Below are 13,462 nucleotides of genomic sequence, written 5' to 3' on the forward strand. Positions count from 1 at the left end.
TGAGAAATTTCTAAAATTTAAGCATATGTTAACTTTCACATGAATTGGGCTAGTTGATAATTAGCTTATAAATATGTGCTGAAGTTTGGGTTTCTATTTTCAGGAAATACAAGCCACGATCAAATGCAGAAATATCAAGGTTTTCGTGAGAGAGAATTTTTTCGATCAGCAATTTTCCTTCAACAGAAAATAAGCTGACTTTTTGGATATCATTAACAGGATTAAAGTACAATTTTGTACTTGCAGGATTGGGATAGAACAATGGTTCACTGTTCAATTTGCTTTGATCGATCCCTACCCCACTGCATTCAGTACATGAACTGAAACAAACTTCCGGTAATGTGACATTCACGTCAGGTACAGTGTAAAATCTGCTAAAGCCGCCAAATCCGTCATCCACTCCACATTCCTCCGGTACCAGTTCAGCGCCTTCGAAAGTATCACCGTTGATAAACTTGTACTCAATATACGTTCCTGAAAGAAAGACAACGGTTGCCTGGTAAATGTTATCACCTGCGGTTGTCATTGGAAGACCTGCCGGGTCCCATCCCTGGAATGAACCAGCCAAATGAACGCCCTGTGGGGATACTATCTCTTCTGACAAATCTACAACAAAAGTCACTTCAACCTCAACTGGCGGTGGACCGCAGGGGTCGCATTCCCCATAGCAAACCAGGTCAAGTACAATATTGGATTGGGGAACGGTTAAAAACCTGTTGTTATTTACCCCGCATGGTGGGGGTACATTTTCTGATTGTTCCCAGGTTGTTCCGTTGATAAATTTGTATTCCTGGTAGGTCCCCGAAGGGAGTATCGTTGTGTAGGTATAGATATTATCGCCTGCATCAGTCATCAATGTTGATCCCGGATTCCAGCCCTGGAATCCTCCGGCAATATGAACACCCTCTGGTGAAATGATCTCGTTGGTCATATCCACCCTGAAGGTTACTTCAATATCCACAGGTGGCGGTCCGCAGGGATCACAGCTACCAAAGCAAACAGCATCGAGGATGACAGGTACTGCGGGTACAGTGATGTAGCGGTTCCAGCCACTTGCACATTGAGGAGGTACAGTTTCGTCCATACCCCATGCATTCCCGTTTACAAATTTATACTCATAATACCCGCCAATCTGAAGTTCGATAGTGACAGCATAAACATTATTTCCAACCTCGGTCATTAGTGTTCCTGCCGGATCCCAACCCTGGAAACTCCCTGCAATGTGCACACCCAAAGGAGAAACAGTTTCATTTGACATGTCTACCTGGAAAGTTACATCCACTGATCCGGGGTTGCAAATCGTGCAACTGCCAAAACATACCGCCTCCAGCGTTGTGTTTTGTGCTGGTACAGTCAGAAATCGATTGTTGTTTGCCGCACAACCCGGGGGAACGCTTTCGTCCATTCCCCAGGCATTTCCGTTCACAAACTTGTATTCGATATATTCTCCTTCAGTCAGTGTGATTGTAACTGCGTAGATGGAGTTGCCGGTATCAGTCATCTCGGTGGCTCCAGGGTCCCAACCCTGGAAGCTGCCTGCAATATGGACACCCAAAGGTGAAACTGTTTGTTCAGACATGTCCACCCTGAAGGTGACTTCCACACCTGAAGTTTGTTCCTGCACGGTTGTTGAAGTAAGATAAATGACATCTCCGCTATTACCGCCATTACCGTTGGCTGCGTTGAAAGCTGCGCTGAAAATAACAGGACCTGTCCCAGAACCAGGGGCTGTCCAGCCCATACTCCAGGTTTTTGTGTTTCCTGATGGGGTTGTGCCGGCAGCAAGGTGGGTTACGGCTTTGTTTTGATTGACCAGCTTGGTCTGGGTGGCGTTAGTAATGATGAGTGTTCCGACTTTAGCTCCAGAGCTGTTTTCGGCTGTGAGTTCAAACCCAAATTTCACAACACCGGTATGTGTACCTGTTGCTGTAATGGTATAAGTTTGGCCGGGAACATAACCCGATGGTGGAATGTTGGTCGTGATCCAGTTCGTTGCATTTTGCGGTGTACCAGCGTGGCATCCGGTACAATTTTGACCATTGTCACCCACTGAACCCGTGCGGCCTCCGGGCGAACCGTTGTTATTGGCCATTACAATGAGTACCAGGGGTAAGATCAACAAAGGAAGAAATTTGTAAATAGTTTTCATGATAAGTTTGATTTGATTAAAAAATTTGAAAGGACAAAAATAATCATTTTGATCATAAAATAATGTTTATAATGCATCGTTTTAATTTGCAAATAAGAGAAATAAAAGCAGAAAGAGGGTAATTGTGTTTTCATTTTTCATTTTTTGTCCCCGCCACCCGGCGGGGTTTTTTTTACCTGTTAATGGGCTGCCATTGCAAGGAATGCAAGGCTGATTTTCACTCCCGGCACAGCAAGCAACACAGATGCTGACGCCTCTATTGTAGCGCCGGTAGTCACAACATCATCAACCAATAGAATGTGCTTTCCGGCAATTTTATCCGGGTTGGTCAAATTAAAAACATAGCTCACATTCTGCCAGCGATCGAAGCGTGATTTACGGGTCTGGGTTGCTGTGGCTTTTTCACGAAATAATATATCAGTAAGCAATGGAACGTTCATCGCAGACGCCATTTCCCGGCCAAACACTTCACTTTGGTTAAACCCGCGGGCTTTTTGCTTACTCCAATGTAATGGCACGGGAACAATGGCTTCCACTCCTGCAAACAACTCTGATCTATGCAAATCGTTACCGTACATTTTTCCAAGGAGTCTTCCTGCTTCCAGATTCCCTTTATACTTGAACTGGTGAATCAGATGCTGAACACGTCCGGCTTTGGCAAAATATAGGTACGCGGTGGCCGATTGCAACGGGACTCTCCCCCAGAAGAGCTCTGTAACGGGATTTTCGCTATGAAGGTGAAAGTTCGTCCGTGGCAGGGTAAAAAGACAACGTGTACAAATGGTCTCTTCGTTTTTAAGCAAAACAGCCTCGCAGGCTGTGCATATCCTGGGGAAAAACAAACCGATGATGTCGTCAATTAATATCATGCATCAAAATTAAGTTAATTTGCAAAAAATAAAAGGAATTCTTTGCCAATGGCTCAACGACATTTTACAATCCCCGTATTTATTCCAATGGAGGCTTGTCCTTTCAGATGTATTTATTGCGATCAGGTAAAGATTTCCGGACAGCAAAAAATTCCCTCTACTGCTGATGTTCAGGCTATTATTAATAGACATCTGATCACCATCCCTTTTGAAAATAACTACATTGAAGTTGGTTTTTTTGGAGGAACATTTACGGGATTGAAGCTGGTGCAACAGGAAGACTATCTTTTAGCTGTTCAACCTTATATCAAAGCTGGTAAAATAAAGTCTATCAGACTTTCTACCCGTCCTGATTTTATAGATCAGCCCAATATTGACTTACTAAAAAAGTACAATGTCACAACCATTGAACTTGGCGCTCAATCGATGGATGATGAAGTACTTCGGGCATCCGGAAGGGGACATACTGTTACTGATGTGTCAGTTGCTGCGCAGCTGATCCGATTAAACGGATTTCGGCTCGGATTGCAAATGATGATTGGCCTGCCCGGGGATACACGGGAAAAGTCGCTCTTCACGGCAAAAAGATTTATTGAACTGGGGGCAGAAGACGTTAGAATTTATCCCACATTGGTGATCAAAGGGACCCATCTTGAAAAGCAATACAAAACTGGTAAATATTTACCCTTGTCACTGGATGAGGCAGTCAGTGTGATTGCAGAAGTTCTTTTGCAGTTCGAAAGGAGTCATGTTAATGTGATCAGGGTGGGGTTGCATCCTTCCGAAGGTTTACTCAGGGGTGATTCGTTGGTTGATGGTCCTTTTCATGTCTCTTTCAGAGAGTTAGTCCTTTCGAAAATCTGGGGGGACTTGCTTGGAAATATTCCGGCTCCTGACCTCCCGACCAGTATTACAATCACAGTTTCATCCAAAGAACTGAATTATGCCATTGGTTTTAAGGCTGTAAATAGGAAAATGCTTGAAAATAAATTTAGCAGGGTGATCTTTAGGACTTCTGAATTTCTGATTAAACGAGAATTCCATGTTGATTATCATAGATAAAAAAATACCTGAACAGTCAAAAGTTAAACTGCGAAATTTCGGACTACTCATTGAGCTCGAAACCGCTGGAATTACCTATGGAGCTATTTCGGGGCACCCTGATATTTTCTTTACAATGATTGGTAACAATCTGGTGGTTGCACCAAACCTGCCGAAATCAGTGCAAAAACTACTACTGGAGCGAAAAATCGATGTTGTAACCGGAATAAAACATGTTGGTTCAAAATATCCCGAAAATGCAAGTTACAACGCAGTAGTTACTGAAGATTTCCTGGTTCATCACCAAAAAATCACCGATTCTTCGATCCTTAAACGCTGTGAAGGGAGAAAAATAGTTCATGTCAATCAAGGCTATACCCGATGCAATCTGATTTTTATTTCACCCCGACATGTAATCACTTCAGACCTTGGCATTTCGGCTGCTCTGACAAAGCTAGGAGTGGAAGTACTGTTTTTTAATCCGGACGAAATCCTTCTACCTGGTTTCAGGTCAGGATTCATCGGGGGCGCGTGTGGGCTTCTTGATAAAAAGCTTTTCATTAATGGAAGCACAATTTTTCACAAAGATGGATCTAAATTGCGTGAATTCTGTCACCATGCAGGCGTTGACCTGGTAGAACTTTACCCTGGTCCTTTGTTCGACGGTGGCGGAATATTTTTTTGTTGAGGGTCCGGCAGATCAGGAATTTCAACCTGGTCTGCGTATTTTATACAAATTATGGTATTTTAATACTTTTTTAAGGCAGGAATATTTATTTTTGCCGGCTTTATTTCGAAGTTTAACCTAAACCTTTACCCAGGATGAATTATATATATCTTTCCCCTCATTTTCCACCAAACTACTATAATTTCTGTGTTGCCCTGAAGCGTCTGGGAGTGAATGTTATCGGCCTGGGAGACCTTGCTTATGACAATCTACGGCCTGAATTAAAAGAATCACTGACGGAATATTTCAGGGTTGACGACATGCACAATTATGATCAGCTCTTACGTGCACTTGGTTACATTACACACAAGCATGGAAAAATCGACGGTATTGACTCACACAACGAATACTGGCTCGAAACCGAAGCAAGACTTAGAACCGACTTCAACATCCCGGGCATTAAAATGGACAAGCTCGATATGATTAAGAAGAAGTCGGACATGAAAAAGGTGTATATAAAAGCCGGTGTCCCCGTGGCCAGAGGCTTTGTAGTACATACAATTAAGGACGCGATGCAACTGGTGGATGAGTGCGGTTTCCCGTTGGTGGCCAAACCTGATAAAGGAGTAGGAGCGGCCAACACATACAAGATTAAAACTGCAGGGGAGTTGACCAATTTTTTCGAAACAAAACCCACTCATGTTGATTATATCCTCGAAGAATTTATTGATGGTCAGATTATTTCGTTTGACGGGCTGACAGACAAAGAGGGAAACCCGATTTTTTACACATCACATGCCTACGAGCGTGGAGTGATGGATGTAGTAAACAACGACACTCACATCTATTATCATTCGTTTGTTGATATTCCCCGGGATCTTGAAACAGCCGGGAAAAAAATTTTAAAGGCTTTCGGAGTGAAAGGACGCTTTTTCCATTTTGAGTTTTTCCGCCGTTTTGATAATGAAAAACTGGTAGCATTGGAAGTCAATATGCGTCCGCCGGGCGGCTTCACAACCGACATGTTTAATTACGCATGCGATATTGACATTTACCTCGAATGGGCAAATATGATCGTAAACAACAAGCTTACTGACGATTACATGCGAAAGTACCATATCTGCTATGTCAGCCGGAAGTATAATAAAAACTATGTCATTTCTCATGAAGACATATTAGCAAAATTCGGCCATCTGATTGTCCATCATGCCCCGATCGACGCTGCCCTGGCTATGGCATTGGGTAATTACGGCTATTTGCTTCGCGGGAAAAACATGGATCAACTGTTTGAAGTGCAAAAACAAATTCATCTAATGAAAGGATAACGAAAAATGAATATTGAGTATCATAAGTGGTATAGCGAGCGCCTGGGGCGCGACATGGAACTGAAAGTGTACGGTCACAGCGGGAAGCCGTTCATCATTTTTCCATGCCAGGGTGGGAGGTTTTTCGAATCGGAGGATTTCGGAATGATCGATGCCATCTCATACCTGATCAATGATGGCAGGGTCAAGGTTTTCACCGTTGATGGTATCGACAACGAGTCATGGGCAAATTACGGCATTCATCCGGCCGACCGCGCAGTGAGGCACAACCAGTACGACAGCTATGTGATGAACGAGGTAGTTCCATTCATTCGCAGCCATTGCCAGTCGCCCGACATAAAAATCGCTCTCACAGGATTCAGCATGGGCGCCTATCATGCGGCAAATTTCTATTTCAGGCATCCTTACATTTTCGATGTAACAATTGCCATCAGTGGGTTGTACGATATGAAAATGTTTTTAGGCGATTATATGGATGACAACGTTTATTACAACTCCCCCATCAATTTTTTAGGTAACATGCAGGATGAAGTCATCCTTAATCAATACCGCCAGGGAAAAATCGTGATTTGTACCGGACAAGGCGCCTGGGAAGAAGAAATGCTTGAAGATACTTATCAGATGAAAGCCATCCTTGAACAAAAACAAATCCCGGCTTTAATTGATATCTGGGGGCATGATGTAAACCACGACTGGCCCTGGTGGAAAAAAATGCTTCCGCACTTCATCGAGAAACTTGGGTTTTAAGGATGGTTTTTGGTATTCGAACTGTTTTGATGCTCAAGAGCTAATCTTAATGTTCATACAATGGTGAAGGGATTTATCTATTTTTGTAAAAAATAACTGGATGGAGCTAAGCGATAATGCCGGTAAAGAGGAATCTGCACTAAAGGTGAACGAAGGAATTCCGCAGCCTGCGGCGATCAGCCCAAATGCCCTGGAGCGGTTCAAGCAAAAGCAGCAACCTTTGTTAAGTGCTGATGAATTTGCCAGGGGAATCCTTATGGGCAACCGGGTCATCCTCAGTAAAGCCATAACGCTGATCGAGAGTGTGAACCCGGCTCATAATTCATTAGCCCAGGAGGTAATCGAGCAATGTTTGCCCTATTCGGGTAAATCAGTCAGAATTGGTATCACCGGGGTTCCCGGTGTTGGTAAAAGCACTTTTATCGAAGCATTGGGGAAACACGTCACTGCTCTTGGCCATAAACTCGCTGTATTAGCCATAGATCCGAGCAGCAGCCGGACAAAAGGAAGTATCCTGGGCGACAAAACACGGATGGAAGAACTTTCTACCGACGAAAATGCCTTTATCAGGCCTTCACCCTCAGCAGGTTCACTTGGAGGTGTTGCCCGCAAAACCAAGGAGTCCATTATCTTATGCGAGGCTGCCGGTTTTGATGTGATTTTCGTAGAAACCGTTGGTGTCGGTCAGTCTGAAATTGCAGTTCATTCCATGGTTGACTTTTTTCTTTTACTCATGCTCGCAGGGGCGGGCGACGAGTTGCAGGGGATTAAACGTGGCATTATGGAGATGGCCGATGCCATTTTCATCAATAAAGCCGATGGTGATAACCGACAAAAAGCCAGCCAGGCCAAAATGGAATATAAAAATGCACTCCATCTTTTCCCTCCACCCGAATCAGGTTGGACACCTGTGACGGGATTATGCTCCGCTCTTTCAAAAGAAGGAATTCCCGAAGTGTGGGAGGTCATCGGAAAATATCAGGTACTTACTAAAGAGAATGGGTATTTTGATCAAAAGCGCCTTCAGCAAAAAAGCCTTATCATGATCGAAACCATTAAGGAAACGCTGAGAAATGATTTTTACTCAACCGAAAAAATTCGCCAACTGTTGCCTTTGGTGGAAACCGACATGCTAAATGATAAAATCAGCTCCTACGTGGCTGCTCAAAAGCTCATCCAGGTGTATTTCGACGAAAAGAAAGCCATCTGATGAACTACCTGGCTCACCTTTATTTATCCTTTGGCAACGAAGAAATCTTAGTGGGTAATTTCATAGCCGACAGGGTTAAGGGAAAGCAGGTACTGAATTATCAACAGGGTATACAAACGGGTATTCGCGTGCACAGGTTAATTGACTCGTTTACCGATCATCATCCCGTTGTTGAAGTAAGTAAATCAAGGATCAGGGAACGTTACCACAAATTTGCCGGTATTGTAATCGACATGTACTATGATCATTACCTTGCAGCAAACTGGAGCAAATATTCGGATGAGCCGCTTCTGCAATTTACCCGGAACAGTTACAAAACTTTATTTCGTTACTATTTTATAATTCCCCCCCGTCTAAGACGGATATTGCCCTGGATGGCTGCCGGCAACTGGCTGGTTTCATACGGAGATATTGACAATATCGGGCTGGCGCTTAAAGGACTGACAACAAGAATTAAGGTTGACTCGGGAATTGAAAATGGCGCAACAGAACTGAGGTTATATTACAACGATTTTAAAAAGGATTTTGAGTCATTTTTTCCTGAATTGGTGGAATATTCCCGGGAGGCGTTGAAAATTCTTGAGGAATAAGCCATCAGATCGAAATGATCAAATTGCTTAACCCATCACTGTAATCACAAGCTTTCTTGCGGTGGCGTGATTCCTGAATTCACAGAGATAAATTCCCTGCCAGGTTCCCAAATTCAGTTTCCCATTGGTCACCGGAATAGTAACTGATGACCCGGCGAGTGTGGTCTTCACGTGTGCAGGCATGTCGTCCGGTCCTTCTAAAGTATGATCGAAATAGGACAGGTTTTCAGGAACTGCCTTGTCAAAGTATTTTTCAAGATCAAATCTCACAGAGGGATCAGCATTTTCGTTAATTGTCAGACCAGCTGATGTGTGCTTGATGTAAATATTCACCAAACCAACCTCAGGGAGGTTGTTCAGATGATGCACAACATGCTGTGTGATCAGGTGAAATCCCCTTGAAAAGGATGGAAGTTGTATCTCGTATTGCTGAGTCATCGGAAAATAAAATTGAAAGTAGAATTTTCCCCTGATGGTCAAAACCTACACCCTGTCGGTATCACTGACTGCAAATACCGGAATCCGTAAATCATTGGTCAGAAGGCGCTCTTTGTCACTGTCTGCAATATAATAATACTCACTGGTTGGTACCGACATCACAGCGATCATACCTGCATTTATTTTTTTTGCATATTGTAATATCTGCTTTGAATATCCCGGTGAGTAGGCTGTTTGAGATTCGTTCACCCGTTTGTATTTAATTCCTTTTGCTTCAAACTCACGGATGGCCTTTTCGATGTTCAGTTTCATGGTTTCCGACCAGGTGAAACCGGGTTTTTCAACCGTGTAAACATGCACTTCAGAATTGAACAACCGTCCAAGAAAAACAACCGCTTCAATTTTCTTATAAAATTCATCATGTGAACTGGCGGGCATCAGGATGGTTTTTATCCCTTCCGGGGGAAATTCGTAACCCTCTTGTATTACCAGAACAGGCACCGGGATACTTTTAACCAGTTTCAGAATATCGGCGCCCTGAAACATCTCCTTAATCCCTTTATACCCGTGAGATCCAATAACCATTAACTTATAAACCTGATCATTGGCTTCATTGGTAATTTCTGAAAATAGTTTACCCTTTACTATCTTATAATTGCATACTGCTGAAGAGCTTGCTGTTATTTTTTTTGACATTTCAGAAAGTTGTGCATCAGCCTCAGATTCAGAATCATGGCCAAGAACATGGATAAGAGTTATTTCCATTTCGCTCATCAATGCAATGGAAGATGCAACTATTGCGGCGCTTTCAGCAGCTGCAGTAAAGTCAAAGGGAACAAGGATTCTTTTTTTATTCATGATAATAATTTTCTTTGGTACATCAAAATGCCGGTATTTTGATTAAATGTAAGTTGTTTATTCTTTTGTAGTTTTATTTTTTATTCCGGCAATCTCCTCCAGCATATCGGTTGTGATTGACTTTGGTCTTTCAAGCGGATAATTCAGCGCCCTGTCCCAGATGATGTTGGCACATATACCAATTGCACGGCCAACACCGAACAGTACGGTGTAAAAATCATATTCCTGGACACCGTAATGCCATTGGATCACACCGGTCTGGGCATCAAGATTGGGCCATGGATTTTTGGCTTTTCCCTGTTCTATTAAAATTGGGGGTACTACTTTGTAGAGCAACTCAACGTATTTGAACAAATCATCGTTGGGCATGTGTTTAAGACAAAATTCGCGCTGGATGGTGTATCGTGGATCCGTTTTTCGCAAAACGGCGTGCCCGTAACCAGGGATAACCTGGCCGGAATTTAGGGTGTCCCATACGAACTGCTTCATCTCCTCCTCTGTGGGCACCTCACCACCCATTTTATCTTTAACATCCTGTAACCAGCGCAGGAACTCCTGGTTGGCAAGGCCGTGCAAAGGACCGGCAAGTCCGTTTAGCATGGCGGATATAGATTGATAAATATCTGCGAGTGTACTTGCCACCAGGTGACCAGTATGAGCACTCACGTTTCCACTTTCGTGATCGGCATGAAGAATAAAATGGAGACGAGCTACCTCATCGTAAGGTGCCGGTTTCATCATCAGGTGGGCAAAGTCGGCTCCCATGTCCAGATTTGGATTGGACTGGATTCTCTTGCCATCACGATACAACTTAGCATAAACATAAGAAGCAATTTCAGGTAATTTTGCCAGAAGGTTGAGTACATCCTCGTACATCGGACTCCATAAATCCGATTTGTCGATGCCGGCTGCATATTTCTTGGCAAAAAAAGACTCCCTGTGCATGGCAAGAATTGCATTGGCAAAAATAGCCATCGGATGGCTGCAGCAAGGTGATGCATCAATAACTTCATAAACATATCTTGGGACAATTCGACGTCTTCTGAACTCATCCACCACATCCATCACCTCGCTTTGGGTGGGAATATCACCGGTAAGCAACAGATAAAACAGCCCTTCAACATAGGGCATTTCAGCCTTTTTGGGTTTCGGTAGTTTTTCAAACACCTCTGGTAAGGTGTAACCACGATAACGGATACCTTCGTTCGGATCCAGATATGAAATGTCGGTAACAAGCGACTTGATACCACGCATCCCGCCGATAATCTGTGAGATGGTCACCTTATCCACGACAACATCACCATAATCCATTAATAATCGTTGAATACGAGGCCGATGCTCTTCAATCTTCTTGTACAATACTTCTTTTAAACCTGACATCTTTTTGTTGATTTATTCTTTTTATACAAACCTTTAATAATTAACATATCTTTAATCCCTTTGTTGAGGATGCTTCTCAATGCAGGTAAATTTTTCTAAGATTGATATCGAGGGCATCCAGAAAATCTTCGGTATTCAAATAATGTTCTTTTTTTAATTCATCACCATGAACAAGTAGAGCAAGGTCTTTTGTCATTTTTCCTTCTTCAACGGTTTGGATGCAAACATGTTCCAGGTTTTCAGAAAATTTGAGTAACTGTATATTCTCATCAAGCCTGGCGCGATGCGCCAGCCCTCTTGTCCATGCAAAAATCGAAGCAATGGGATTGGTAGAAGTAAGCGCCCCTTTTTGATGCATCCTGTAGTGTCGTGTAACGGTCCCATGAGCGGCTTCTGCTTCCATAGTTTTACCATCTGGAGTAACGAGTACAGATGTCATCAGGCCAAGTGATCCGAATCCCTGTGCTACAGTATCCGATTGCACGTCGCCATCGTAGTTTTTGCAAGCCCATACAAAATTTCCCTCCCATTTCAGAGCGGCAGCTACCATATCGTCGATCAGGCGGTGCTCATAGGTTATCCCTTCCTGCTGGAATTTTGCTTTGAACTCGCGTTCAAAAACTTCCTGGAAAATATCTTTAAACCTTCCGTCGTATTGTTTTAAAATCGTGTTTTTGGTCGAAAGAAATAATGGCCAGCGCTTCTGCAGTGCCATGTTGAAACACGATCTGGCAAACCCGGTGATGGATGCATCCGTGTTAAACATTGCCAAAGCCACACCATCGCCTTCAAAATTGTGTACATTGTATGTCTGCTTTTCTCCACCTGCTTCCGGCTCAAAAGTGATCGTAAGTTTGCCTTTCCCCTTAACTACGAAGTCGGTTGCCCTGTATTGGTCGCCATAAGCATGACGTCCAATGCAGATCGGGGCTTTCCAGCCGGGAACCAATCGGGGAATATTGCTGATGAGAATGGGCTCACGGAAAACCGTTCCATCCAGAATGTTGCGGATGGTTCCGTTGGGTGAGCGGTACATTTTTTTCAACCCAAATTCATCAACCCGCTTTTCATCCGGAGTAATCGTTGCACATTTAATTCCAACATTGTATTTCTTTATTGCTTCTGCAGCTTCAACCGTAATAAGGTCGTCGGTTTCATCTCTTTTATGAATGGAGAGATCGTAATATTTTATGTCTATTTCGAGGTAAGGTAAAATGAGTTTTTCTTTGATGAATTTCCAGATCACCCGCGTCATCTCATCGCCATCCAGTTCAACAACGGGGTTTTTTACGATGATTTTCTTCATACTTTTAAAAACAGTTAGAGATAATATTTTAAGTATTAGGTTGCAAAATTAGAAAACCAACTTCAGCAACAAGTTGAAAATGCCAAAATTAAGATTAATTAACGAGCAAAGTGAGCTTTAGCTTAGATTTTCAGATTGATTTCAGATTTAGCGATGCATCAAAAACCTCAACAAGGGTCATTCCCTGGTTGAGCAGAAGTGCAGGAAGACCAGATTTTATAGCGCCTTTGACGTTTTGCGGACTGTCATCGATAAATAAAGTCTCTTCCGGATTGAGCCTGCTGTCTTTCATCACGAATTCATAAATTTCTCTTCCGGGTTTCCTCAAACCAATTTTAAACGACCAATAGGTTTTAAAAAATAATGAATCAAAATCAAGCCCGAAGTTCTCTTTAAACTCTTTGATAAAAAGCGCGTAATGGATGCTATTTGTATTGCTCAGCAAATAAAGATTGTAATGAGTCCGCAAATCTTTGAGAAGTTTTACGACCTGATCGGAAAAACCAACCAGAATGCTGTTCCAGGCATGATAAATCTTTTCTTTACTCAAATCATCTTTCCCAATTAATTTTTTAAGTTCAAAAAGCATTTCATCCGGACTGATCTGACCACATTCGAATTGTTCGAAAAGCGAACTTTGAATGGCATGGGAATAAAGCATCCCGAAGTTGCCAATGCCCAATGCACTGAAAGCTTCTATTTGTTTGTAATGATCGATGCGGTAGATCACCCCGCCGAAGTCGAGGATAAGATTGGTAATGTTTTCGGGTTTAAAATTCATGGTAAGTTATGATATGTGTGATTATAAACCTTTAAATGCTTTGGAACAGTCACAGAAAAAAGAAACCCGCTGAAAACTGGTCCGGCGGGTTATCATTTTAC

Annotated in this window: 13 protein-coding genes; 6 read left to right on the forward strand and 7 right to left on the reverse strand. The window is 42.8% G+C overall.

What is annotated here, in order from left to right; translation table 11 throughout:
- Positions 1-49: 49 nt before the first annotated feature.
- Entirely contained in the window at positions 50-2,149 is a 2,100-nt protein-coding gene (locus tag IH598_04910; protein ID MBE0637838.1) for a T9SS type A sorting domain-containing protein, read from the reverse strand.
- 179 nt (positions 2,150-2,328) lie between these two features.
- Positions 2,329-3,018: a ComF family protein gene (locus IH598_04915; GenBank protein ID MBE0637839.1), complete on the reverse strand. Its 690-nt coding sequence runs from the start codon at positions 3,016-3,018 to the stop codon at positions 2,329-2,331.
- 48 nt (positions 3,019-3,066) lie between these two features.
- On the opposite strand from IH598_04915, the gene IH598_04920 reads away from it, so the two are divergent.
- From IH598_04920 to IH598_04945, 6 genes are all read left to right on the forward strand, one after another.
- Entirely contained in the window at positions 3,067-4,080 is a 1,014-nt protein-coding gene (locus IH598_04920) for a radical SAM protein (protein MBE0637840.1), read from the forward strand.
- Positions 4,061-4,747, forward strand: coding sequence for a hypothetical protein (locus IH598_04925; protein MBE0637841.1), 687 nt, complete (start codon positions 4,061-4,063; stop codon positions 4,745-4,747). The genes IH598_04920 and IH598_04925 overlap by 20 nt, the downstream gene beginning before the upstream one ends.
- A 134-nt stretch (positions 4,748-4,881) precedes the next feature.
- Complete coding sequence (locus IH598_04930; GenBank protein ID MBE0637842.1) at positions 4,882-6,051, forward strand: ATP-grasp domain-containing protein; 1,170 nt, start codon at positions 4,882-4,884, stop codon at positions 6,049-6,051.
- 6 nt (positions 6,052-6,057) lie between these two features.
- Positions 6,058-6,798, forward strand: a complete 741-nt coding sequence (locus tag IH598_04935) for an esterase family protein (protein MBE0637843.1) — start codon at positions 6,058-6,060, stop codon at positions 6,796-6,798.
- A gap of 100 nt (positions 6,799-6,898) precedes the next feature.
- A complete protein-coding gene (gene meaB / locus IH598_04940) occupies positions 6,899-8,008 on the forward strand; it encodes a methylmalonyl Co-A mutase-associated GTPase MeaB (GenBank protein ID MBE0637844.1) in 1,110 nt (369 codons plus the stop codon).
- Positions 8,008-8,598, forward strand: a complete 591-nt coding sequence (locus tag IH598_04945; GenBank protein MBE0637845.1) for a DUF479 domain-containing protein — start codon at positions 8,008-8,010, stop codon at positions 8,596-8,598. Before meaB ends, IH598_04945 begins: the two co-directional genes overlap by 1 nt.
- A 27-nt stretch (positions 8,599-8,625) precedes the next feature.
- Here IH598_04945 and IH598_04950 read toward each other — a convergent pair whose 3' ends face one another.
- From IH598_04950 to IH598_04970, 5 genes are all read right to left on the reverse strand, one after another.
- Positions 8,626-9,036 (reverse strand): YjbQ family protein, encoded by a 411-nt coding sequence (locus tag IH598_04950; GenBank protein MBE0637846.1) that lies wholly within the window; start codon positions 9,034-9,036, stop codon positions 8,626-8,628.
- Positions 9,037-9,081: 45 nt separating this feature from the next.
- Positions 9,082-9,894, reverse strand: a complete 813-nt coding sequence (locus IH598_04955; GenBank protein MBE0637847.1) for a universal stress protein — start codon at positions 9,892-9,894, stop codon at positions 9,082-9,084.
- A gap of 57 nt (positions 9,895-9,951) precedes the next feature.
- Positions 9,952-11,274: a citrate (Si)-synthase gene (locus tag IH598_04960; GenBank protein MBE0637848.1), complete on the reverse strand. Its 1,323-nt coding sequence runs from the start codon at positions 11,272-11,274 to the stop codon at positions 9,952-9,954.
- A 76-nt stretch (positions 11,275-11,350) separates the two neighbouring features.
- Positions 11,351-12,580, reverse strand: a complete 1,230-nt coding sequence (locus tag IH598_04965; GenBank protein ID MBE0637849.1) for an isocitrate dehydrogenase (NADP(+)) — start codon at positions 12,578-12,580, stop codon at positions 11,351-11,353.
- A 130-nt stretch (positions 12,581-12,710) separates the two neighbouring features.
- Positions 12,711-13,361, reverse strand: a complete 651-nt coding sequence (locus tag IH598_04970) for an HAD family phosphatase (GenBank protein ID MBE0637850.1) — start codon at positions 13,359-13,361, stop codon at positions 12,711-12,713.
- Positions 13,362-13,462 lie beyond the last annotated feature (101 nt).

The sequence above is a fragment of the Bacteroidales bacterium genome, from assembly GCA_014860585.1.
GTDB lineage: Bacteria > Bacteroidota > Bacteroidia > Bacteroidales > 4484-276 > RZYY01.